The sequence below is a fragment of the Trinickia dabaoshanensis genome, assembly GCF_002879885.1.
Classification (GTDB): domain Bacteria; phylum Pseudomonadota; class Gammaproteobacteria; order Burkholderiales; family Burkholderiaceae; genus Trinickia; species Trinickia dabaoshanensis.
Genome location: NZ_PNYA01000041.1, coordinates 42943 through 64310 on the forward strand (window position 1 = coordinate 42943; position 21368 = coordinate 64310).

General features: G+C 65.8%; 21 protein-coding genes and 1 pseudogene. 12 read left to right on the forward strand and 10 right to left on the reverse strand.

Annotated features, from left to right (window positions below; translation table 11 throughout):
* Nucleotides 1–13: 13 nt before the first annotated feature.
* The 5 genes from C0Z18_RS30490 to C0Z18_RS30510 all read left to right on the forward strand — a co-directional run bounded on the left by C0Z18_RS30490 (nucleotide 14) and on the right by C0Z18_RS30510 (nucleotide 5007).
* Nucleotides 14–1339, forward strand: coding sequence for a UxaA family hydrolase (locus C0Z18_RS30490; RefSeq protein WP_102649181.1), 1326 nt, complete (start codon nucleotides 14–16; stop codon nucleotides 1337–1339).
* Nucleotides 1336–2409, forward strand: coding sequence for an aldo/keto reductase (locus C0Z18_RS30495; RefSeq protein ID WP_102649182.1), 1074 nt, complete (start codon nucleotides 1336–1338; stop codon nucleotides 2407–2409). Before C0Z18_RS30490 ends, C0Z18_RS30495 begins: the two co-directional genes overlap by 4 nt.
* Before the next feature lie 44 nt (nucleotides 2410–2453).
* A complete protein-coding gene (locus C0Z18_RS30500) occupies nucleotides 2454–3287 on the forward strand; it encodes an amidohydrolase family protein (protein WP_102649183.1) in 834 nt (277 codons plus the stop codon).
* A gap of 30 nt (nucleotides 3288–3317) precedes the next feature.
* On the forward strand, nucleotides 3318–4094 hold the full coding sequence (locus C0Z18_RS30505) for an SDR family oxidoreductase (protein WP_102649184.1): 777 nt from the start codon (nucleotides 3318–3320) through the stop codon (nucleotides 4092–4094).
* A 64-nt stretch (nucleotides 4095–4158) separates the two neighbouring features.
* Nucleotides 4159–5007, forward strand: coding sequence for an ureidoglycolate lyase (locus C0Z18_RS30510; RefSeq protein WP_102649185.1), 849 nt, complete (start codon nucleotides 4159–4161; stop codon nucleotides 5005–5007).
* Between the two features lie 45 nt (nucleotides 5008–5052).
* Here C0Z18_RS30510 and C0Z18_RS30515 read toward each other — a convergent pair whose 3' ends face one another.
* Together C0Z18_RS30515 and C0Z18_RS30520 are read right to left on the reverse strand one after the other, a co-directional pair.
* Nucleotides 5053–5415, reverse strand: coding sequence for a DUF3564 family protein (locus C0Z18_RS30515; RefSeq protein WP_102649186.1), 363 nt, complete (start codon nucleotides 5413–5415; stop codon nucleotides 5053–5055).
* A 70-nt stretch (nucleotides 5416–5485) separates the two neighbouring features.
* On the reverse strand, nucleotides 5486–5824 hold the full coding sequence (locus C0Z18_RS30520; RefSeq protein WP_102649187.1) for a c-type cytochrome: 339 nt from the start codon (nucleotides 5822–5824) through the stop codon (nucleotides 5486–5488).
* Nucleotides 5825–5980: 156 nt separating this feature from the next.
* Between C0Z18_RS30520 and C0Z18_RS30525 the strand changes: the two genes are divergently transcribed.
* The gene (locus tag C0Z18_RS30525) at nucleotides 5981–6265 is read left to right on the forward strand and encodes a DUF1488 family protein (RefSeq protein ID WP_102649188.1); all 285 of its coding nucleotides are present in this window, start codon (nucleotides 5981–5983) and stop codon (nucleotides 6263–6265) included.
* A 54-nt stretch (nucleotides 6266–6319) separates the two neighbouring features.
* On the opposite strand, the gene C0Z18_RS30530 is transcribed toward C0Z18_RS30525, so the two are convergent.
* Nucleotides 6320–7348, reverse strand: coding sequence for an Acg family FMN-binding oxidoreductase (locus C0Z18_RS30530; protein ID WP_102649189.1), 1029 nt, complete (start codon nucleotides 7346–7348; stop codon nucleotides 6320–6322).
* A gap of 206 nt (nucleotides 7349–7554) precedes the next feature.
* On the opposite strand from C0Z18_RS30530, the gene C0Z18_RS30535 reads away from it, so the two are divergent.
* Nucleotides 7555–8544, forward strand: coding sequence for a zinc-dependent alcohol dehydrogenase family protein (locus tag C0Z18_RS30535; RefSeq protein WP_102649190.1), 990 nt, complete (start codon nucleotides 7555–7557; stop codon nucleotides 8542–8544).
* A 24-nt stretch (nucleotides 8545–8568) separates the two neighbouring features.
* Here C0Z18_RS30535 and fnr read toward each other — a convergent pair whose 3' ends face one another.
* Nucleotides 8569–9345: a fumarate/nitrate reduction transcriptional regulator Fnr gene (gene fnr, locus C0Z18_RS30540; RefSeq protein WP_102649191.1), complete on the reverse strand. Its 777-nt coding sequence runs from the start codon at nucleotides 9343–9345 to the stop codon at nucleotides 8569–8571.
* Nucleotides 9346–9634: 289 nt separating this feature from the next.
* Between fnr and C0Z18_RS30545 the strand changes: the two genes are divergently transcribed.
* The gene (locus C0Z18_RS30545) at nucleotides 9635–10117 is read left to right on the forward strand and encodes a universal stress protein (protein WP_102649192.1); all 483 of its coding nucleotides are present in this window, start codon (nucleotides 9635–9637) and stop codon (nucleotides 10115–10117) included.
* Between the two features lie 90 nt (nucleotides 10118–10207).
* On the opposite strand, the gene C0Z18_RS30550 is transcribed toward C0Z18_RS30545, so the two are convergent.
* Both C0Z18_RS30550 and C0Z18_RS30555 read right to left on the reverse strand, forming a co-directional pair.
* The gene (locus tag C0Z18_RS30550) at nucleotides 10208–10681 is read right to left on the reverse strand and encodes a universal stress protein (RefSeq protein ID WP_102649193.1); all 474 of its coding nucleotides are present in this window, start codon (nucleotides 10679–10681) and stop codon (nucleotides 10208–10210) included.
* A gap of 75 nt (nucleotides 10682–10756) precedes the next feature.
* On the reverse strand, nucleotides 10757–11974 hold the full coding sequence (locus tag C0Z18_RS30555) for an acetate/propionate family kinase (RefSeq protein ID WP_102649194.1): 1218 nt from the start codon (nucleotides 11972–11974) through the stop codon (nucleotides 10757–10759).
* 197 nt (nucleotides 11975–12171) lie between these two features.
* Here C0Z18_RS30555 and phbB point away from each other — a divergent pair, with 197 nt between their 5' ends.
* Complete coding sequence (gene phbB, locus C0Z18_RS30560) at nucleotides 12172–12924, forward strand: acetoacetyl-CoA reductase (RefSeq protein WP_102649195.1); 753 nt, start codon at nucleotides 12172–12174, stop codon at nucleotides 12922–12924.
* Nucleotides 12925–12959: 35 nt separating this feature from the next.
* Complete coding sequence (locus C0Z18_RS30565; protein WP_233217555.1) at nucleotides 12960–14897, forward strand: PHA/PHB synthase family protein; 1938 nt, start codon at nucleotides 12960–12962, stop codon at nucleotides 14895–14897.
* On the opposite strand, the gene phaZ is transcribed toward C0Z18_RS30565, so the two are convergent.
* Complete coding sequence (phaZ, locus tag C0Z18_RS30570) at nucleotides 14879–16204, reverse strand: polyhydroxyalkanoate depolymerase (protein ID WP_102649203.1); 1326 nt, start codon at nucleotides 16202–16204, stop codon at nucleotides 14879–14881. The genes C0Z18_RS30565 and phaZ overlap by 19 nt on opposite strands.
* A gap of 115 nt (nucleotides 16205–16319) precedes the next feature.
* A complete protein-coding gene (locus C0Z18_RS30575; RefSeq protein WP_102649196.1) occupies nucleotides 16320–16988 on the reverse strand; it encodes a nitroreductase family protein in 669 nt (222 codons plus the stop codon).
* A 175-nt stretch (nucleotides 16989–17163) separates the two neighbouring features.
* On the opposite strand from C0Z18_RS30575, the gene C0Z18_RS30580 reads away from it, so the two are divergent.
* Entirely contained in the window at nucleotides 17164–19095 is a 1932-nt protein-coding gene (locus C0Z18_RS30580; protein ID WP_102649197.1) for a SurA N-terminal domain-containing protein, read from the forward strand.
* Nucleotides 19096–19158: 63 nt separating this feature from the next.
* Here the strand turns inward: C0Z18_RS30580 and C0Z18_RS30585 are convergent, their stop codons facing one another.
* Complete coding sequence (locus C0Z18_RS30585; RefSeq protein WP_102649198.1) at nucleotides 19159–19824, reverse strand: arylesterase; 666 nt, start codon at nucleotides 19822–19824, stop codon at nucleotides 19159–19161.
* Between C0Z18_RS30585 and C0Z18_RS30590 the strand changes: the two genes are divergently transcribed.
* The gene (locus C0Z18_RS30590; RefSeq protein WP_102649199.1) at nucleotides 19823–20509 is read left to right on the forward strand and encodes an ABC transporter ATP-binding protein; all 687 of its coding nucleotides are present in this window, start codon (nucleotides 19823–19825) and stop codon (nucleotides 20507–20509) included. The genes C0Z18_RS30585 and C0Z18_RS30590 overlap by 2 nt on opposite strands.
* 27 nt (nucleotides 20510–20536) lie before the next feature.
* Here the strand turns inward: C0Z18_RS30590 and C0Z18_RS30595 are convergent.
* Nucleotides 20537–21368, reverse strand: a pseudogene (locus C0Z18_RS30595) (glucose-6-phosphate isomerase); the annotation flags it as partial.

A 21368-nucleotide genomic window follows, 5' to 3' on the forward strand; every position in this document is an offset into this window, starting at 1 on the left:
CGCCGAGACGTTCATGAACGAAATCCTCACCGACGACGCACCGCTCGCCGGCTACCCGCGCAGCGACGGGCGCAAAGGCATCCGCAACGTCGTCGCCGTGGCTTATCTCGTCGAGTGCGCGCACCACGTCGCGAGCGCGATCGTGTCGCAATTCGCGCCCCGCTTGGGCGATATCGAGGGCGGCGAGGCCGACGCCCGCGACGACGTCTTCGAGGCGGGGAACGTCCACGATGCGCCGCCCGATGTTCACCTGATCGGCTTTCCTGGCTGCTATCCGAACGCCTACGCCCAGAAGATGCTCGCGCGGATCGCGACGCATCCGAACGTCGGCGCAGTGCTATTCGTCTCGCTCGGATGCGAAAGCATGAACAAGCATCACCTGGCCGAACTCGTGCGCGAAAGCGGGCGGCCGGTCGAGGTACTGACGATTCAGGAGCGCGGCGGCACGCGCAGCACGATCGCGCGCGGCGTCGAGTGGGTTCGGGGCGCACGGGCCACGCTCGCGCAAATGCGCCCCGTTCCCATGCGGCTCGACGAACTGATCGTCGGCACCGTGTGTGGCGGCTCCGATAGCACGAGCGGCATTACGGCCAACCCTGCCGTCGGGCGCGCCTTCGATGCCATGATCGAGCGCGGCGCGGCCTGCGTGTTCGAGGAAACGGGCGAGCTCGTAGGCTGCGAGCATCATATGAAGGCACGCGCGGCCCGGCCGGAATTGGGCGAGGCGATCGTCGCTTGCGTCGAAAAAGCGGCGCGCTACTACACGATCATGGGGCATGGCAGCTTTGCCGTCGGCAATGCCGACGGCGGTCTGACGACGCAAGAGGAAAAATCGCTGGGCGCCTACGCGAAAAGCGGTGCCTCGCCGATCGTCGGGATCGTCAAACCGGGCGACATTCCGCCCACCGGCGGCCTTTATCTGCTCGATGTCGTCCCCGACGGCGAGCCGCGCTTCGGTTTCCCGAACATCAGCGACAACGCCGAAATCGGCGAGTTGATCGCGTGCGGCTGCCACCTCGTCTTGTTTACGACCGGGCGCGGCTCGGTAGTCGGATCGGCCATCTCGCCGGTGATCAAGATTTGCGCGAATCCCGCGACCTACCGCAATCTATCGGGCGACATGGATGTCGATGCCGGGCGCATTCTCGAGGGACGGGCCTCGCTCGACGACGTGGGCCGGGAGATTTTCGATCTCACGCTCGCGATAGGGCGGGGCGCGCGGTCGAAATCCGAAATGCTCGGGCATCAAGAATTCATTCTGACTTACAAGGCGTTCGAACCGATCGGCCCCGGGTGCTTGCCGCTCGTCGCGGCACAACCCACGCGGGTGAACGCATGAGCGCGGGCCCGGTTGCACAACTCGCGCAGCGACGGCGTATCGGGCGCACGCCGCTCGAAGTCACCGCGCTCGGGCTCGGCTGCGCGGGTCTCGGCGGCTTGTATCGCGACGTGTCCGAAGCGGATGCGCGCGCGACGATCGATGCCGCGTGGGAAGCGGGCGTACGGCTATTCGATACGGCGCCTTACTACGGCTATACGAAAAGCGAGCATTACGTCGGCGCGGCGTTGCGCGAACGCGAGCGCGCGAGCTACGTCTTGTCGACGAAAGCCGGACGGTTGATGCGTCCCGAGCGCGGTCCATCCGCACGGGCGCCGCGTGACGGCTGGGCGCATCCGTTGCCGTTCCTGCCGGTATACGACTATTCGTACGACGGCATCATGCGCTCGTTCGAGGACAGCTTGCAGCGGCTCGGCGTGGCGGAAATCGACATCTTGCTCGTGCACGACATCGGGGCCCTCACGCACGGCGAGCGCCATGCTCATTACTGGCGGCAACTGAGCGAGGGCGGTTTCAAAGCGCTCGACGCGTTGCGCGGTTCGGGCGCCGTGCGGGCCGTAGGGCTCGGCGTCAACGAGCAGTCCGCCATTATCGATGCGATGCGCGAGTTCGAGATCGACTGCGCGCTGTTGGCGGGCCGCTACACGCTGCTCGAGCAGGCAGCGCTCGACGCATTGTTGCCCGAGTGCGAGCGTCGCGGCGTGTCGATCCTCGCGGGCGGCGCGTTCAACTCGGGCATCCTCGCGCGCGGCGTGCGGCATCTGCGCGAGTCGCCGGATCGCGGATCGAGCGCGCTCAAGTTCGATTACGGGCAAGCGCCGGCTGCCGTCGTCGAACGTGTGGGGCAGATCGAAGCGATCTGCGATGCGCACGGCGTGGCGCTGCCGAGCGCGGCGTTGCGCTTTCCCTACGCACATCGCGCCGTCGCGAGCGTGTTGACGGGCGCAAGCAGCGCCAGCGAGTTCGAGGCCAATGCCGCCGCCTTCGCGGCCACGATTCCGGCCGGCTTGTGGGACGCGTTGCGGGACGCGGGCTTATTGGATACGCGCGCGCCCACGCCCAGCGCGTAGCGGCCGAGCCCCGCGGATTCGAATTCGACTCATACCGACGCACGATGGATACGATCGACGCACATCAACACTTCTGGCAACTCGCGCGCGGCGACTACGGATGGCTCACGCCGGCCCTCGCGCCGCTCTATCGCGATTTTTCGCCGGGCGATTTGCGGCCTATCGCGCGCGCGGCCGGCGTTGCCCGTGGCATCGTCGTGCAAGCCGCTCCCACCGTGGCCGAAACGCGCTATCTGCTCGATTTGGCGCGCGACGATCCATCGATCGCCGGTGTCGTGGGATGGGTGCCGCTCGACGAGCGCGACGCTCCGGCGCTCATTGCCGAATGGGCCGGTGAGCCGAAGTTCAAGGGCGTTCGCCCGATGCTGCAAGACCTGCCCGATGACGATTGGATCGCACGCCCGGCGCTCGATCCCGCGATCGGGGCGCTGATCGAACGAGGACTCGTCTTCGACGCGCTTGTTTTCACGCGTCATTTGCCCTATTTGACCGAGTTCGCGCGACGCCATCGGCGCTTGCGTATCGTGCTCGATCACGGCGCGAAGCCGCCGATCGCCGATGGCGCCGCCGGGTGGTCGCCCTGGGCGGCGCGCGTCGCCGAACTCGCGGCGCTGCCGAATGTCTTTTGCAAAATATCGGGATTGGTGACCGAAGCCGCGGTGCCATGGACCGATTCGATGCTCGAGCCTTACCTCAGCCACCTCATCGAGCAGTTCGGCGCGGCGCGTTCGATGTGGGGCAGCGATTGGCCCGTCGTCGACATGAACGGCGGTTTTGCGGCTTGGCACGCCTGCGCCGCGCGCTTCGCCGAGCGTTTGCAACCCGGCGAGCGGGCGGCGCTATTCGGCGGCACCGCACACGCGTGCTATGGAATCTGAATATCCTTCTTTCACGGAGCCCAACCAGCAATGACCGCTATCGCTACGAACTTTCCCGAGCCGCCGAGCACGCGCCTGGCCGGCAAGACGGCCCTCGTCACGGCTGCCGCCCAAGGCATCGGCCGCGCCTGCGCGGAACGCCTGGCTAAAGAAGGGGCGCGCGTCATCGCCACCGACCTGCGGCCCGAGTTGCTGGCCGGCGCGCCGTTCGAATCGCGCGCGCTCGACGTGCGCGACGGTGCGGCTATCGCCGCGCTGGCCGATGCCGTCGGTGCCGTCGATATCCTCGTCAATTGCGCGGGCTACGTGCACGCCGGCAGCATCCTCGAATGCGAGGAGGCCGATTGGGATTTTTCGTTCGATCTGAACGTGAAGTCGATGTATCGGACAATACGGACGTTTCTGCCCGCGATGCTCGAGCGCGGCGCGGGGTCGATCGTCAACCTGGCCTCGGCGGCCTCGAGCGTCAAAGGCGTGCCGAACCGGTTCGTCTATGGAACGACGAAAGCGGCCGTGATCGGGCTCACGAAGGCCGTGGCGGCCGATTTCGTCACGCGCGGCATCCGGTGCAATGCGATTTGTCCGGGAACGGTGGCTTCGCCGTCGCTGGCGGCGCGCATCGCCGAACAAGCGCAAGCGCAAGGCAAATCCGTGGCCGAGGTGCAAGCCGCATTCGTCGCCCGTCAGCCGATGGGGCGCATTGGCCGGCCGGAGGAGATCGCCGCGCTGGCCGCGTACCTCGCGTCCGACGAAGCGGCGTTCACGACGGGACAGATTCATTTGATCGACGGCGGATGGTCGAATTGAGCGATGGGGCGCCGGGTACGCGCGGCGCGTGGGAATCAGCTATTTTTGCAACCGAGCGATAGGGATGAAACTACTTCGATACGGCCCGAAGGGCCAGGAAAAACCGGGGCTCATCGATGCCGGCGGCGTGATGCGCGATCTGTCGGGCGTCGTCGACGACATCGCGGGCGACGTCCTCGGCGAGGCGGGATTGGCCCGGCTGCGCGCCCTCGATCCGGCGACGCTGCCGCGTGTGCCAGAAGGTGTGCGACTAGGCGCTTGCGTGGGGCGCGTCGGCAAGATGGTGTGCATCGGGCTGAACTATGCCGATCATGCCGCCGAATCGAACTTGCCGGTGCCCACCGAGCCGGTCGTCTTTAACAAATGGACGAGCGCCATCGTCGGCCCGAACGACGATATCGAAATCCCGCGCGGTTCGACCAAGACGGACTGGGAGGTCGAGTTGGGCGTCGTCATCGGCAAGACCTGCAAGAATGTCGATGTGGCCGATGCGCTCGATTATGTCGCCGGCTATTGCGTCGTCAACGATATTTCCGAGCGCGAGTGGCAGATCGAGCGAGGCGGGCAGTGGGATAAGGGCAAAGGCTTCGATACGTTCGGCCCGCTCGGGCCGTGGCTCGTCACGCGCGACGAGGTGCCCGATCCGCAGCGGCTCGATCTGTGGCTCGAAGTGGACGGCCATCGCTATCAGAACGGCAACACGCGCACGATGATTTTCAGCGTCGCGCAAGTCGTCGCCTATCTGAGCCGCTGCATGAGCTTGCAGCCCGGCGACGTCATCTCCACGGGTACGCCGCCCGGCGTCGGGCTCGGCATCAAGCCGGCGCCGGTCTACTTGAAGGCGGGGCAGACGATGCGTCTCGGTATCGCCGGGCTCGGCGAGCAGTCGCAACGGACCGTCGCGGCCGAGTAAAGGGCGCAGCGCGCCGCGGGGGGCCGGAGCCCCGCTCGCGCCGCGTCACAATCCTTCTTCGTCGGCGAATAGACTGTGCTCCGGCAGCGCGAGCTCCTCGTCGATGCATTGGACATGCCAATGGCCGCGCGCCTTTTCTCCGCACAAATGCGCACTGCCGGCTTCACCTTCGAACGGTCCGCCCGGATCGTCCATCTCCAGACCGTCCAACTCGCACAGCGGCACGCCGTCATGCGGGCCGCATAGCAGCGTGACGCCCGGGCGCGTGTGAACGACGCCCCAGGTCGGCAAGTCGAGCCCGAAGTGACTCTCGCGAGACCAGCGCTGCGCGTCGCGATCGATCCAGACGATCGCGTAGGCGCAGGGATTGGTTTGCTCGAACGTGCTCAAATGGATTGTGATGCGCATCGCAGTGTCCTCGTTTTGCGCCGCATAAATGGTCGGTCGAATCGGTGGCGCCCCAATCGATGGCGCCCTGTTACTGGCTCAGCACCCATTGCACGAGCGTGTGTGCATCCTCGGCGGAAAGCGGTCCGCCGCGCTCGGCCGGCAACGGCATCGACATGTCGCCCCAGTGCGCTTTGCCGCCGTGCCTGAGCTTCGCCTCGAGCATCGCGCTCGCATGAGGCTGGTCGCGGTAGCGATCGGCGATCTGGCGGAACGACGGCGCGAGAAACGGCTTGTCGACCGTATGACAAAACATGCAATGTTGATGGTCGATGAGCGCGGTGGGCTCGGGCGGCTGCGCGAGCGCGCTGCCGGACGCGGCGGCGCATGCGGCTAGGCTCGCCACCGCCTTTCGTAAGTGCGCGTTCATCGCTTGGCTCCTGCGTCCGTCGTCGACCTTGAAAACAGTCTAGGGGCGCGTCGCGAGGACCGGGTTGACCCAGGTCAAGCCACCCCGGCCGCCGCATGGACTATCCTGAACTCGACGGCCGCTTGGCACCGGGCCGCATTCTTCGAGGTGGCAAATATGCAGATCAGCTTTCCGCAAGAGCCGGCCGAATACTGCGGCCGGGACCTCGTGCTGGCGTTCCCCGCGATCGTCGACGACGAGCGCGTGCAATGCGCGATCACCGCCGAGGCGCTCGAGGATCACTTCGGCGCCGCGTCACTGCGCGAACAAGACCTCGTGAGCGCGTTCGACCGGCATCGCCGTGAAATCGAACGGGCCGCGCGCGAGCTTTTGGGCGAGATCGGTAAGAAACCCGTTTTGCTGCATAGCGGGTACTTCCGTTTTTACAAGCGCAGCGCATAACGCGCCGGCGCGTCGGCGCCCGCGAGCGAGCGGACGCCGCTGCCAGTCGCGGATTCAGAAGAGGACGTCGGCAAGCGCGCGGCGCGGCGCATGAGCGATGCGCGGGCCATGGCCGAGGCGCAGCAGCAACTGCGGCGCGCCGTCGGTGTTCAAGATCGCGCGCAACCGTTCCCGCATCGTCTCCACTTCGATCGGCTGATTCAGGTACGACGCGGTCAGCCCTTGCGTGACACCGGTCAGCAGCAACCGCTCGAGCGCTTGCCCCGCGGCGAGCCATGCCGGGGCGTCGTCGGCGGCCGTGGTGATGCACGCGATCAGCGGCGAGCCGGTGGCAAGCGCCTGATGCGCGGCGGCCACGCCGCCGCCGATGTCGAACGTGCGGATCGCAAGCGAGACGAGCGGGGACGCGAAATCGAGCAACGCGCTGATGCCTTCCGCGTAAGCGGGCATGCCGTCGTCGTGACGGCTCGAATGGATCCAACCCGCGAGTTCCCGGCGAAACCGCGGGTCGTCGAATTGGCGGCGATCGGCCTCGGCGATCCATTGCGCGAGTCGCATGCGCGCCTCCTGCGCCTGGACACAGACGATTTCGGCCCCCTCGGCCTGGACCGCTTGCACGAGTTGCTCACGGACTTCGGGCGCGATCGGCGCCTCCGAAAACGGCAGCCGGGTCGTCACGCGCGCCGTGATCGCATCGAAAAGCGGGGGCAAACTCGTGTCGACGTGTCCATCCGGTACGAGCCGCAGACTGGCCAATACGTCGGGATCGGCCGGCGAGGGAAATAGCGTGATGGCATAGGCGAGCCCGAAACGGCTCAAGGCGACGCGAAGATTGAACAGCGCCGCGCCGCAACTGATGACGAGTTCTCGATCGTAAGGATCGGCCACCGGCAGGGCGCGTAGGCGATCGGCGTTCAACGTGAGCGTCTCGCCGTCGACGATGAAGCGCCATGGCTGGGTGTTGTGGCTCGACGGCGCCAGTATGGCGTAGTGAAGCGCGAAGCGCAGCTTTTCGGCCGGACTCGCGTCCGGGGACAGCGCGCTCGCGTCGATGGACCAAGCGTCTTGGGTGGGGGTATCCATCGCAAAGCCTCCTCATGCATTGCATGTCCGGGGTACCTGGCCGCATGGCCGTCGTGGTTGCCGCGATGACCGCACCACCTCGCACCCATTACGATCGATGTTGACGCGAGCGCGCGGCCGTTGCTTTGCGCTGGGTCAATACAAGCCAGACGAATTGCGCTCAAATGAACGTCGGGCGACGGTGGACTTCGACAGGAGGCGGCGATATGCAAGCGATGGTCTTCGATGGGCACAGCCCGGTCCTGCAATTGCGCGATCTGCCCGAGCCGCGGCCCCAGCCGGGGCAAGTTTTGATCGACGTGCGTGCCTGCGGCGTGTGCCGGACGGATTTGCACGTCGTCGACGGCGAATTGACGCACCCGAAGACGCCGCTCGTGCCGGGCCACGAGGTCGTGGGCGTGGTAGCCGGGCTTGGCGACGGGGTAACGCAGTTCGCGCTCGGCGAGCGCGTGGGCGTGCCTTGGCTCGCGCATTCGTGCGGCCATTGCCCGTTTTGCACCCGCGGCAAGGAAAACCTCTGCGATGCGCCGGGCTTTACCGGCTATACGATCGACGGCGGCTACGCGCAGCGCACGGTCGCGGATAGCCGTTATTGCTTCCGATTGCCGGCGCGCTATTCCGATGTCGAGGCCGCGCCGTTGCTATGCGCGGGTTTGATCGGCTATCGAACGCTCGCGATGGCCGGCGACGCCGCGCGCATCGGCATCTACGGATTCGGCGCGGCCGCGCACATCGTCGCGCAGGTGGCGCGCCATCAAGGCCGCGACGTGTATGCGTTCACGCGAGCGGGCGATACGGCGGCGCAAGCGCTTGCACGCAGACTGGGCGCCTGCTGGGCCGGCTCGAGCGAGCAGGCCGCGCCCAAGCCCCTCGATGCCGCGCTCATCTTCGCGCCCGTGGGCGCGCTCGTGCCCGCGGCGCTACGCGCGGTGGTAAAGGGCGGCACGGTGGTGTGCGGCGGCATCCATATGAGCGACATTCCGTCGTTCCCGTACGAGATGCTCTGGGGCGAGCGCCGCATCGTCTCGGTGGCGAACCTTACGCGCGAGGACGGCCGCGCCTTTATGCAACTCGCCGATTCAATCGCGCTCGACATCGCGACCACGGTCTACCCGCTGGCCGAAGCGAATCTGGCGTTGGCCGACCTGAGAGAAGGGCGGCTCGCGGGCGCGGCGGTGCTCGCCGTGAGCCCTTGAATCGCTCACCGGGGCCGGCGCAGATCATACGCGGCTCAACTCGTCGAGATCGACGATTCGTATCCGCTTCCCGTGCGATTGAACGAGGCCGTCGCGCTGGAACTTCGAGAACATGCGGCTCACCGTTTCGAGCTTCATGCCGAGGAAGTTGCCCATTTCCTCACGCGTCATGCGCAGGTTGAACTCGGCCGCCGAGTAGCCGCGCGCTTTCATGCGGCTGGACATGTTGAGCAGGAAGGCCGCCACGCGCTGCTCGGCGCTCATCGTTCCAAGCAGCATCATGAGCGACGATTCGCGGACGATTTCGCCGCTCATCATACGCAGGACTTGCTGCTGAAGCCGCTTCGATTCCGCGCACATCGATTCGAGCAGGGCATAGGGAATGATGCACACGCTGCTGTCCTCGATCGCGATGGCGTCGCTGCTGTGGTGTTCCGTACATACGCCGTCGAGCCCGAGCACTTCGCCCGCCAGGTGAAAACCCGTGACCTGTTCGCGCCCGTCGCGATGCATGACGACGGTCTTGAACGAGCCGGAGCGGATGGCGTAAATGCTTTGGAACGTATCGTTGGCGCGATACAGCGCATCGCCGCGCTTGATGAGACGCGTGGCGCTGACGATCGAATCGAAGCGCGAGAGTTCTTGGTCGCTCAGCGTCTGCGGCATGCAGGCCGAGCGCATCGAGCAGCTTGCGCAGTGCTGCGCCGGACGGGGTTCGCGCGCGTTCGAGTTCGCGCAGGCCGAGGCGGGTACGACCGGTGCCGTCGCTAAATCGTCGGCGAAGGTGGTTGCGTTGAACATACGACCTCCTCAAAAAGGGGCTGCGCGAGCGCAAGGCGGCGCGACAGGTTCATCTCCTGATTGGCAGTATCGGAGGCCGGACGCTATAAAGAAATCGGCGGTGGTTGAAACTGCGGTAAGTGTTGTGGAAGCTTTGTAAGGTTTGTCCTACATCAACGCGTGACAAATGTTGGACATTCGGCCGAATGCGCCGTTGATCGCCATCAAGACCGGCGCCGGGCACCGGCCGCACACTACTCGTAGGCGGTAACCATAAAAACCGTGGGCGATCGGCCCAGGAGGACAACTCATGTACAAGCGGATTCTCGCTGCCGTGGACGGCAGCCGCGGCGCACGTCTCGCTCTAGACGAAGCGATCAAGATCGCCAAAGCGTCGGGGGCCGAAATCGTGGCCGTGTTCGTGGTCGAGCATGCGCCGCAGCTCGTCGACGTCGGCGCGGTCTATATGCCCGAGCAAGGGGCCGATGCGGCGCGCGTGGATGCCGCCACGGCCGCGCTCGACGAAGCGCGCGAATTGCTGCGCGAACATGGCGTGGGCGGGGCCGCGCGCGCGATCGACGCATACGGCGACGGTATCGCGCAGGTACTCGCGCGGGCGGCCGACGAATGCGAGGCCGATTTGATCGTCATGGGCACCCATGGCCGGCAGGGCATGCGTCGCATGCTGCTGGGCAGTGTCGCCGAGGCCCTGCTGCGCAAAGCGCAGATGCCCGTGCTGCTCGTGCGGCATAACCCCGCGACGGCGGAAGGCGAGCAAGCCGATACCCTCTGACGTTTACCCCTCGGTCGCCCGAATCGTCCATCGATTCGGGCTTTTTCTTCATGCGCGGCTCACGCGCGGCTTAGGCGCAGCTCATGCGGCTTAGGCGGAAGCGGTTTCAGTCGTCGTGTCGCTGGCCGGAACCAACAGCACGGGGCGCGACGCAATGCGCAAAAAGCGCTCCGCCACGCTGCCCAGTATCAACCGGCGAAATCCGCGCCGGCCGTGCGTTCCCATCACGACGAGGTCGGCGCCCGCTTCGTTGGCGACGCGCAAGATGCTGTGAGCGATGTCGTCGCCGAGCGCGCTCGTTTCGACGACCTTGGGCGTGCCGCTTACCCCTTCGGCCTCCATCTTAGCCACGGCTTGCGCATTGACACGCGAGCCTTCCTCGAAGAGCGCGTCGCGCACGATCGACGGGTCGTAGCCGGGCGCGTCGGCACCGACGAGCGGCACGTCGACGACATACAGGGGAAGCAACTGCGCGTTGAATTCGCGCGCCAGGCGCAAAGCCGTATCGAACGCGCGAGCAGAGGTTTCGCTGCCGTCGATCGGCGCCAGAATCCGTGTGTACATGTTCTTGCCTCGTCGTCTGATGAGAAGTAATGCCTCGATGATCAGCGGCAACGCCCCGGTGCATGCTGATCCATGTCAAGCGAGCCGCGCCTGCCCGCCGACGAGCGACCATGCCGCGCGCGCGGCGATCCAGGCTTCGTTCGTCGGTTCGACGACAACCTTGACCCGGCTCGTCGGGCGCGAGATGACGTGGGCGTTGGCGCGGTTCGCATCGTCGTCGAGCTCGATGCCGAACAGAGCAAGCGCGCCGCACACGCGCGCTCGAATCGGCGCGCTGTGCTCGCCGATGCCCGCCGTGAACACGAGCATGTCGAGTCCGCCGAGAACGGCGGCCAGCGCGCCCGTCTCGCGCACGATGCGATGGACGTAAAGCTCGAGTGCCTCCTTGGCGCGTTCGTTCTTGTCTTCCTGAGCCAACAGCACGCGCGGGTCGCCCGAGAGGCCCGATACGCCTTGTAAGCCGGAATGATGGTAGAGCAGGGTGCCGAGCGCTTCGTGCGAGAGACCGCGCACGTCGATCATATGCAGCACGACGCCGGGGTCGATCGATCCGCAGCGGGTGCTCATCATCAACCCGTCGAGCGCGGAAAATCCCATCGTCGTCGCGACGCTGACGAGTCCGCGCAACGCGCACAGGCTCGCTCCGCTGCCTAAATGCGCGGCGATCACGCGGCCGCGCGCGAGTTCGCCGAATGCTTCGTCCAGTGCGATCGTCAGAAATTCGTACGACAAGCCATGAAAACCGTAGCGCCGCACGCCCTCGTCGAACCAAGAGTGCGGCAGCGGCAGCAATTGCTCGATACGCGGCAACGTGCGATGAAATCCGGTATCGAACACGGCGACTTGCGGCACGCCCGGACAGGCCGCGCGCATCGTATCGATCGCGTCGATGTTGTGCGGCTGATGCAGCGGCGCGAGCGGAATGAGCGTGCGCAGCTCGCTCAGTACCGCGTCGTCGACGACCGTCGGTTCGAAATAGTGCCGCCCGCCGTGGACGACACGATGCGCGACGGCGGCCAAGCGTACGTTCGGCCATGCCTCGCGCAGCCATTCGATGACGGGCGCGAGCGCCGCGCGATAGGGATCGCCATCGCCGCGGCGCAGCGTGCGTGGAGCGGCGCCGTCGACCGCGAACGTCATCGCGCCGTCGATGCCGTCGGTACCGCCGATCCCGTCGACTTCCCCGCCCGCGAGCGCAAGACGGCTCGCCGCGCCGGAGGAACAATCGAACAAGCCGAACTTGATACTCGACGACCCCGCATTCAGAACGAGAACGGCATGCTGCCCGGGCATAGTCTTCTCTCCATTCATACGTCGATATTGCGGGGACTGTAGTCGGCGCGCGGGCTCCTCCCGTTGACGCCGATCAACCCACGCGCCGGACGCGCCCTCTAGAGTGGAGCACGGCCTTCGCTCGATTCGCGCGCCCGATGCGGCGCCCGCTTCGCTCGAGCGTCGTCCGGGTTTTCTCACTACTTCGAGGAGCAGCCATGTCCGCTTCAGTTCCACGCATCGCATTCGTCACCGGCGGGATGGGCGGCCTGGGCGCCGCCATCAGCCGCCGTCTGCATGACGCCGGCATGACCGTCGCGATGTCGCATTCCGAGCACAACGATCACGTCTCGACCTGGCTGACGCATGAAGCCGAAGCAGGGCGCCGCTTTCACGCGTACGAAATGGACGTCGCGCAATTCGATTCGTGCGAGCGTTGCGCGCGGCGCGTGCTGGAGGACTTGGGGCCGGTCGACATACTCATCAACAACGCGGGCATCGTACGCGACGCGACGTTCTCGAAGATGACCAAGCGTGACTGGGACGAGGTCATGCATACGGATCTCGATGCGCTTTTCAATGTGACGAAGCAATTCTTCGCAGGCATGCTCGAGCGCCGGTTCGGACGCATCGTCAACATCGGCTCGGTGAACGGTTCGCGCGGCGCCTATGGGCAGGCGAATTACGCCTCGGCCAAAGCGGGCATCCACGGTTTCACGCGCACCCTCGCGCTCGAGAGCGCACGTCATGGGGTGACCGTCAACACGGTATCGCCGGGCTATCTCGATACGGCCATGCTCGCCTCGATTCCGCGCGAGGTCATGGAGACGAAGGTGTTGCCGCAAATTCCGGTCGGCCGGTTGGGGCGGCCCGAGGAAGTGGCCGCGCTCGTCGCCTTTCTTTGCTCGGACGACGCCGCGTTCATCACCGGCGCGGATGTCGCCATCAATGGCGGCATGCACATGCATTGAAGTCCCCTCCGACCTACGCCCCGAAGGAAGATCGCATGAACACGCCCACGAATGGACAAACGCAGCCGATGCGAGCGCCGACGGTTGAGCATGAGCAGGAGCGTGACCATGCCCCCGATGCGATCGTGCATGCCGATGGGGATTCCGCCTCGATTGCGCTGATCGAGGCGCGGGAGCGCGAACGCGCCGGCGCCATTCCGTCACCGGCTCCGCCCTCCGAGCCGGCGTGCGGATGCGCGACGCCCGAGACCACGCCCGCGGATGCACTCGATCGCGCCGCGCACGCTTTGATCGCCGCGGCGACGGGCGGGCTTTCACCCGCCTCGGCGCTGCTCGCGTGGATCGACTGGGCCGTTCATCTGGCGGTCTCGCCGGGCAAGAACGCGGCGCTGGCGATGCAAGCGGTACAAGATGGGCTGCGCACGTGGCCCGAATGGACGCCGAGCCTGGGTGCAACCGGCAAACCGGCGGCTAACGAGCCGGCCGATCCCCGTTTTGCCGATCCGGCTTGGAATGCCTGGCCGTTCAGTGCCTACCGCCACACGTTTCAAGCGGCGCAAGCGTGGTGGCAGCAAGCCAGCTCGGGGGTGCGCGGCGTCGAGCCGCATCACGAGCGGCTCGTGCAATTTTTTGCGCGCCAGTGGCTCGATGCGCTCGCGCCGAGCAACTTCGCCGCGACCAATCCGGCCGTGCTCTCGACGGCGTTGCGTACGCACGGAGCCAACTTCGCGTTCGGCGAGCGCAATTGGCTCGAAGACTACGGGCAATGGCTGTCGCGCATTCTGGGCACGAGCGGCAAAACGAAACCCGCGTTGAAGCCGGGCCGCGACGTGGCCGCAACGCCCGGCAAGGTCGTATGGCAAGGCCCGCTGTGCGAGCTGATTCAATATGCGCCGACGACGTCCAAGGTCGCGCGAGAAAGCGTGTTCATCGTCCCGGCCTGGATCATGAAGTACTACATCCTCGACTTGAAACCGGACGATTCGCTGGTGCGCTACCTCGTCGACGCCGGCTATACGGTCTTCATGATCTCCTGGCGCAACCCCGGCAGCGCGGCGCGCGATCTAGGGTTGAACGATTATTTGGAGCAAGGGCTGATGGCGGCGCTCGCCGTGGCGCGCGAGCGCACCCGCGGCGAACGCGTCCATGCTGTGGGCTACTGCTTGGGCGGCACGTTGCTTTCGATCGCGGCGGCGACGCTCGCGCGCGAAGCCAAGCGCACGCCCGAGACAGCCGAGGACCCGTTCGCCTCGGTCAGCTTGCTCGCCGCGCAGACCGATTTCAGCGAACCGGGGGAACTCGGCAATTTCATCGATGCAAGCGAACTCGCCGCGCTCGATGCGCTGATGTGGGAGCAGGGCTATCTCGACGGCGCGCAAATGGCCGCGGCGTTTCAGCTACTGAACGCGCGCGATCTGATTTGGTCGCGCATGATGAGCGAATACTTGCTCGGGCGGCGCTCGAAGCCCAGCGACCTGATGTCGTGGAACGACGACACCACCCGCATGCCGTACCGGATGCACAGCGAGTATTTGACGCGGCTCTTTCTGCGCAACGATTTGGCGGAGGGACGGTATTGCGTGGATGGCCGGCCGATCGCGCTCGTCGATATCGAGGCGCCGCTTTTCGTAGTCGGCACGGAACGCGATCATGTTTCGCCCTGGCGTTCCGTCTACAAGCTGCACCTGTTCACGCATCAAGCGCTGACGTTCTTGCTGACGGCCGGTGGTCACAACGCCGGAATCGTCTCCGAGCCGGGGCATCCGGGGCGGCACTATCGCGTGGCCACGCGCTCGCTCGATGCGCCGTATCGCAGTCCCGATGCGTTCGTCGCCGAAAACGCGCCGATCGAAGGCTCGTGGTGGCCGTGCTGGGTGAAGTGGCTCGAGGAGCGATCGAGCGGGACGGTCAAGGCGAGGGCGCTCGAGGCGCAATGGCCGGACGCGCCGGGCGCCTACGTATTCGAGGGGTGAGCCGCGGCGCGGGCCGTGGCCCAAAACGCTCGCAGCGCGGGATGAATGACTTCATGCCAGCGCGGCCCCGTGAATAAGTCGTAGTGATCGCAGTCCTCGACGGTCATACGCCTGCGCATCGTATCGGGTATCGCGGGGCACACCTCGTGCGCGGCATGCGTTTGGCCCGAGCCGGTGATGTCGTCGCGATCGCCTTCCACCGTGAAGAGCGCGGTTGCGGTCAACGTTTCGGGCCGCACGCGTCGCGCACCCACCGACCACGTGCCGCGCGCCAAGCGCTGCTCTTGAAAAACGATGCGCAGCGTGTCGAGGAAGTAGTCTTCGTCCATGTCGAGCACGGCCGAATATTCCTTGAGCGAACGCAGACTCGACGCAATGGCCGCGGCGTCGCCCGACATGCGGCTCGTCCAGTAGCGCGATTCGAGTGCGACTTGCCGATGCGGATGCGCGGCGACGATCGCCGCATGCTGGACGTAGCCGGGGTAGATGCGCCGTCCGGCGCCCGCGTAGCGCGGAGGAACGACGTCGATTACGGTGCGGCGAAACCATTCGATGTCGTGCGTGGCCGCAAGGCGATCGATCATCGTCGGATGCAGGCGCGTGTCGATCGGCCCGCCCATCAGCGTCACGCTCAGCGGCGCGAGCGCTTCGTTCGCCGCCGTGGCGAGCGCCGACGCGGCGAGTGCCGGCGGCGCCGCTTGGCAGACGGCGAGCACGTGCACGCCTCGGGCGGCGAGCTTACGCACGAAGCGTTCGACGGTCAGGACGTAATCGCTCAGTCCGAAATGGCCTTCGCTGAGCGGCACATCGCGCGCGTTGGCCCAATCGGTGACATAGACGTCCGCATCCTCGAGCATCGTTTCGACGGTCTCGCGCAACATCACGGCGTGGTGCCCCGCGAGCGGCGTGACGAGCAGCACGCAAGCTCGTTCATGCTCGTGCGGCGCCGCGCCGCTATCGGACGAGCGGAAATCTTCTTGAAACGCGCTCTCGAACCGCCTTTCGAACCGGCGCAGCGCGCAAAACGGCGTGCGGTCCACCACGTCTTCGCCAATCGGTACGCGCATCCCGGCGATTCGCACCGACTCGATATGAAACGGCGGAGGTTCGGGCGTGGCCTGCAAAAGCCGGTAGATCCAATCGCAGCCGGGCAGCGCGACGCTGGCCAAGCGCGCATCGCCTTCGTACGGAGCGCCGGCGTCGGCCGGTGCGGCGGGCGACGCGCCCCACGGAGCCGCGGCAAGGGCGGTCCATGCGTCCAGCGATCGCATCAGCGCACGCTGTGTTTCGAGCCATTGGTAGAGCATGGTCGCCTCCGGCCGGTACCGCGTTGCAAGGGATGCGCGGCGCCCGCGCATGAGACCCACTCGCGTCCAAACAGCACGCGAACGATCCGGCCCCGCATGCGGCGAAGGCCGCCGCTCAGCTATTTTGCGCAGCGCCGAGATCGGCTAGCAACCCCACCGTTTGCGCGAGGATCGGGGTTTCGTCCTCGTTCAAGCTGAGCGCGTCGGCCAGCAGCCGCCGATTGATCCAGCCGCGCACGACCGTCGCGAGTCCCGCCGAGGCGCAGTAGAGAGAAACGTTCTGCGCGATCGAACCGGCGGTGACGGCCGAAAACGTATCGCGTTGCGCCGCGGGCATCTCGAGCAGTTTGGAGCCGCGCACGACATAGATCAGATCGAGCGGCGCCGCGCCGACGAAGTCCTGATATCCCGTCATCCCGCGTGCATCGACGGCATGCTTGAGGATCAGCCGATGCGTGCCGGGATCGTAGCGGTAAACGCCTTGAGGCAGCGCCGCATAGATGTCGATCTCTTGCACGCCGTGCGGCGAGGGTGCGGTGCGTCCGCCGGAAAGCGGCCGGTTCAGGCCATCGGCGGCCCAAAGCAACTCGCCCAGCGTTGCGAGCGAGAGCGGGCGCGGCAGAAACTCGCGGGTACTCGAACGAAACGACAGCGCGGTCAGCAAGGGCACGCCCGAGCGCAGGTCGGGCCGCGGCAAGTCGATGGCGGCGGGCGCTTCGCCTCCCGCGGGCTGAGGACGCGCCTGCTCGGACGGGGCATAGGTGAGCCAAGGGGTTGCGGTCATGGAATTCTCCGTCGAATGGGCCGCGCGATCGGGCCGGCCCTACGTCTCGACGATAGCGGGCCGGGCGCGGGCGAGGTTGATTTCAGTCAACGGCGCGCGAGCCCGGGGCAAATTGCCGAGTCATGCCGCACCTGTTGTACTATTGGGCGTTTTTGTCCAACGTAACCGGTCACGCATGCTCGATTTCTTTCGCAACCATCAGCGCTTGATGATGCTCATACTCGTCCTGGTCATCGTGCCGGGGCTGGGCGTTCTCGGCATACAAGGCTTTCGCGGCTTTTTCGATGAAAGTGCGAACGTCGCGAGCGTCAACGGACACAAGATCACCCGCACCGAATTCGACGGCGCCATGCGCCAGCAGTTGGATCAGGCTCGCCAGTTCCTCGGTGCGAAGTTCGACGCCAAGGCGCTCGATACGCCGGCTCGCCGCCGCGATCTGCTCGACAACCTCATTCAGCAGCGCGCGCTGGCCGACGAAACGCAGCGCGAGTATCTGACGGCATCGGACGACGCCGTGCGCCGCGCGCTGCTCGCCGATCCCGTCATCGCCTCGCTGCGCAAGCCCGATGGCTCGATCGACGTCGATCGCTACAAGCAATTGCTCGCGATGCGGGGCATGACGCCCGAGCAATACGACGAGAGCGTGCGCTATGGCCTCGCGATCGATCAAATCCCGCAAAGCATCGAGACGACCGCGTTCACGACGAAGTCACTGGCCGAGCGCATCTCGCAACTGGCCGAAGCGCAGCGCACCGTTCAGCCGCTCGTGCTGCACGCGAGCGACTACGCGTCGAAGGTGCAGCCGACCGACGCGCAACTCGCGGCCTACTACGCGGCTCACGGCGCCGAGTTCGCGACGCCGGCCACGGCGACGATCGACTACCTCGTCTTGTCGCCCGCTACGCTGGCGACGGGGGCGGCCCCGAGCGATGCCGACGCGAAGAAGTACTACGACGATAACGTCGCGCACTACACGACGCCGCGCGAAGTGCGCGTAAGCCAGATTCTGATCGCATCGCCGAAAACGGCGAGCCCGGCTGACGATGCCAAGGCGAAGGCGAAAGCCGAGTCCGTGCTGGCAGAGGTCAAGGCGCATCCGGATCAATTCGCTGAGATCGCGCAAAAAGAGTCGCAAGATCCTGGCTCCGCGGCGAGGGGCGGCGATCTGGGCTGGTCGACGAGCGGCGTGCTGACGGGCGAGCCGTCGTTCGATAAGGCGGCCATGGCTTTGAACAAGGGCGAGGTCAGCGCACTCGTGCATTCTTCGTACGGTTACCACGTCATCGAGGCGACCGACGTCAAGCCTGCCGCGACGAAGCCGTTCGCCGAGGTGAAAGACGCCATCGTCAAGGACTTGAAGACGCAGCTCGCGGCCAAGTCGTTCAGCGACGATGCCGACGGCTTCACGTCGAGCGTCTACGAGCAGGCCAAGAGCCTGAAGCCGACCGCCGACAAGTACAAGTTGCCGGTGCAAACGGCCAAGGTGACGCCGAATGCGAATCCGGCACTGCCGCCCGATAGCCCGCTGAACAATCCGAAGTTCCTCGCGGCCGTCTTTGCCGACGATTCGATCAAGAATCACAACAACACGCAAGCGATCGACGTGGGCAATAGCACGCTGATCGCGGCGCACGTGAACGACTACAAGCCGGCCACGACGCCGCCGCTCGCATCGATCAAGGATGCGGTACGCGCGAAGTACATCGCCGAGCAAGCGGCCGAGCTCGCGCGTAAGGATGGCGAAGCGAAGCTCGCGGAAGTGCAAAAGACGAAGTCGACGGCCGGTTTCGGCGCCGAGCAGAAGGTATCGCGCACCGACGCGCAAGCCGTTTCGCCGCTCGCGCTCAGCGCCATCTTCAAGGCGGACGACACCAAGCTGCCGGCGTACGTCGGGGTCGATCTCGGCAAGGACGGGTATGCGATCTATCGCGTGAACGGCGTCGTGCCGCCCGCGCCGATCGACGCGCCGCGTCTTGCGGCTGCTCAGCGCGAGTTGGCCCAGGTCGAGGCGCAAACACAGTTGGAAGCGTACGTCGCGTCGCTGCGTCATCGCTCCAAGGTCAAGCTTTACGGTTCGCTCGAATCGTCGCAGAACGATTCGCAATGATCGAACCCGACCCGGTCGCTGCGCGGCGGCGACCGGATCGGTTGCGTGAGCGGTAACGCGCGGTTACTTACGCAGTAACGGCGCCAAAACCGGCCAGACGTTCTCGAGCAGCGCCGGTTGCGCTTGTTGTGTCGGGTGCATCTGATCGGACTGGAACATCTCGGGCCGGTTTTCGATTCCGGCCAACAAGAACGGCACGAGACGCGTGTTCATCTCGTGAGCCACCGAGGCGTACATGGCGTGAAAGCGCTGCGTGTAGGCCAGGCCGTAGTTCGACGGCACATACATTCCCACGAGCACCACCTTGGCATGGCCTTGCTGCGCCTGTTCGACGATCGTGCGCAAGTTGTCCTCGCTCGTCGTGAGCGGCACGCCTCGCAGCGCGTCGTTGGCGCCCAGCTCCACGATCACGATCGACGGCTTGAGCCTTTCCATCAACTCGGGCATGCGTGCCCGCCCACCGCTCGTCGTATCGCCGCTGATGCTTGCGTTCGCAACGCTATAATCGATCCGCTCTTGCGCGAGCCGCTTGCGCAATAGCGCGACCCAGCCGGTGTCGCGAGGCAGCCCGTATTCGGCGGAGATGCTATCGCCGAGCACGACGATGACAGGACGGGTTGCTTCCGCGCTGTGTGCCGGTGTTGCGCTGAGCGAGGTGAGTCCGACGAGGCCCGAGGCCACGAGTGCGGCCGCGGCCGCGGTACCGAAAATCCAGCGACGCTTGTTCATGCCAGAAAACACCAATGCCGTTATCGAAGTGCGCAGTTTATGCAAGCGGGTCAAGGATGCAACGGGCGAGCTGACGATACTCGACGATATCGAGTTCGACGTCGCCGCCGGCACGAGCGTGGCGATCGTGGGGGCATCCGGCTCGGGCAAGTCGACGTTGCTCGGCTTGCTCGCGGGCTTGGACAATGCCACCTCGGGTTCGGTTCGCCTGCTCGGGCACGATCTTTCGATGCTATCGGAAGACGAGCGAGCGCGGCTGAGAAATGGCTCGATCGGCTTCGTCTTCCAGTCGTTTCAACTGATGCCGCATTTGACCGCGCTCGAAAACGTGCGCTTGCCGCTGGAGCTGCAAGGCGGCATCGATGCGCACGAAGCCACCGAGCGAGCGAGCGCATTGCTCGAACGCGTGGGCTTGGGGGCCCGCATGCGGCACTATCCGAAGCTGCTCTCGGGCGGGGAGCAGCAACGCGTCGCGTTGGCGCGCGCGTTCGTTACCCGCCCGGCGATCCTGTTCGCCGACGAGCCCACGGGAAGCCTCGACGCCGCCACGGGTCACGCGGTGATCGACCTGATGTTCGAGCTGAACGCGGCGCACGGGGCGACGCTCGTGCTCGTCACCCACGATACCGAACTCGCGCGCCGCTGCACGCGCCGCGTCACGATCGAAGCCGGCCGCGTCGTCTGACCCGGCCGGCTAGATGCTTAGCAAGGTTTAGTCGCGCTGCGCCGCGCGACGCGCGCGCTCGATGAGCGCCGAGGTCGACGAGTCGTGCTTGTTCGCATCGAACGCCGGGTTCGTCAGATCCGCTTCCACGACTTTGCCGAGAATCTTGCCGAGCTCGACGCCCCATTGATCGAACGGATTGATGTTCCAGACCGCCGCTTGTACGAGCACCTTATGCTCGTACAACGCGATCAGCGCGCCGAGCGAACGGGCGGTGAGCGAGTCGAGCAGCAGCGTCGTGGACGGCCGGTTGCCCGGGAACACGAGGTGCGGCACGAGTTCGGGCTTGTCCGCCCCGGCAACCTTGCGCGCTTCCTCTTCGGTGCGGCCGAGCATGAGCGCTTCGCTTTGGGCGAAGCAATTGGCGAGCAGCTTCGGATGATGGCTCACTAGCGGATGCTCGGGCGTGAGCACGGCGATGAAGTCGATCGGAACGATCGTCGGGCCTTGGTGCAGCATCTGGAAGAACGCGTGCTGGCCGTTCGTGCCGGGTTCGCCCCAGGTCACGGCCGACGTGGCGTAGTCCACATAGGCGCCGTCGAGACGCGCTTGCTTGCCGTTGCTTTCCATCTCGAGTTGCTGCAAATACGACGGCAAGAAGTGCAGCGCCTCGGAGTAGGGGGCGACGAGGTAACTCTGCAGACCGAAGAAGTTGCGGTACCAAATCCCGATCATGCCGAGCAAAACCGGCAGGTTGCGCGCGAGCGGCGCCTCGCGGAAATGCCGATCCATCTCGTGCGCGCCGGCCAGCAACGCATCGAAATTCGCCGCACCGACGGCGATCATGATCGATAGCCCCACGGCCGACCACAGCGAGTAG

Bases quoted from the DNA above. Each gene is read 5' to 3' on its own strand.
- C0Z18_RS30490 (WP_102649181.1), top strand. From the start codon at position 14: ATGAACGAAATCCTCACCGACGACGCACCGCTCGCCGGCTACCCGCGC.
- C0Z18_RS30495 (WP_102649182.1), top strand. From the start codon at position 1,336: ATGAGCGCGGGCCCGGTTGCACAACTCGCGCAGCGACGGCGTATCGGG.
- C0Z18_RS30500 (WP_102649183.1), top strand. From the start codon at position 2,454: ATGGATACGATCGACGCACATCAACACTTCTGGCAACTCGCGCGCGGC.
- C0Z18_RS30505 (WP_102649184.1), top strand. From the start codon at position 3,318: ATGACCGCTATCGCTACGAACTTTCCCGAGCCGCCGAGCACGCGCCTG.
- C0Z18_RS30510 (WP_102649185.1), top strand. From the start codon at position 4,159: ATGAAACTACTTCGATACGGCCCGAAGGGCCAGGAAAAACCGGGGCTC.
- C0Z18_RS30515 (WP_102649186.1), bottom strand. From the start codon at position 5,415: ATGCGCATCACAATCCATTTGAGCACGTTCGAGCAAACCAATCCCTGC.
- C0Z18_RS30520 (WP_102649187.1), bottom strand. From the start codon at position 5,824: ATGAACGCGCACTTACGAAAGGCGGTGGCGAGCCTAGCCGCATGCGCC.
- C0Z18_RS30525 (WP_102649188.1), top strand. From the start codon at position 5,981: ATGCAGATCAGCTTTCCGCAAGAGCCGGCCGAATACTGCGGCCGGGAC.
- C0Z18_RS30530 (WP_102649189.1), bottom strand. From the start codon at position 7,348: ATGGATACCCCCACCCAAGACGCTTGGTCCATCGACGCGAGCGCGCTG.
- C0Z18_RS30535 (WP_102649190.1), top strand. From the start codon at position 7,555: ATGCAAGCGATGGTCTTCGATGGGCACAGCCCGGTCCTGCAATTGCGC.
- fnr (WP_102649191.1), bottom strand. From the start codon at position 9,345: ATGTTCAACGCAACCACCTTCGCCGACGATTTAGCGACGGCACCGGTC.
- C0Z18_RS30545 (WP_102649192.1), top strand. From the start codon at position 9,635: ATGTACAAGCGGATTCTCGCTGCCGTGGACGGCAGCCGCGGCGCACGT.
- C0Z18_RS30550 (WP_102649193.1), bottom strand. From the start codon at position 10,681: ATGTACACACGGATTCTGGCGCCGATCGACGGCAGCGAAACCTCTGCT.
- C0Z18_RS30555 (WP_102649194.1), bottom strand. From the start codon at position 11,974: ATGCCCGGGCAGCATGCCGTTCTCGTTCTGAATGCGGGGTCGTCGAGT.
- phbB (WP_102649195.1), top strand. From the start codon at position 12,172: ATGTCCGCTTCAGTTCCACGCATCGCATTCGTCACCGGCGGGATGGGC.
- C0Z18_RS30565 (WP_233217555.1), top strand. From the start codon at position 12,960: ATGAACACGCCCACGAATGGACAAACGCAGCCGATGCGAGCGCCGACG.
- phaZ (WP_102649203.1), bottom strand. From the start codon at position 16,204: ATGCTCTACCAATGGCTCGAAACACAGCGTGCGCTGATGCGATCGCTG.
- C0Z18_RS30575 (WP_102649196.1), bottom strand. From the start codon at position 16,988: ATGACCGCAACCCCTTGGCTCACCTATGCCCCGTCCGAGCAGGCGCGT.
- C0Z18_RS30580 (WP_102649197.1), top strand. From the start codon at position 17,164: ATGCTCGATTTCTTTCGCAACCATCAGCGCTTGATGATGCTCATACTC.
- C0Z18_RS30590 (WP_102649199.1), top strand. From the start codon at position 19,823: ATGCCAGAAAACACCAATGCCGTTATCGAAGTGCGCAGTTTATGCAAG.
- C0Z18_RS30585 (WP_102649198.1), bottom strand. From the start codon at position 19,824: ATGAACAAGCGTCGCTGGATTTTCGGTACCGCGGCCGCGGCCGCACTC.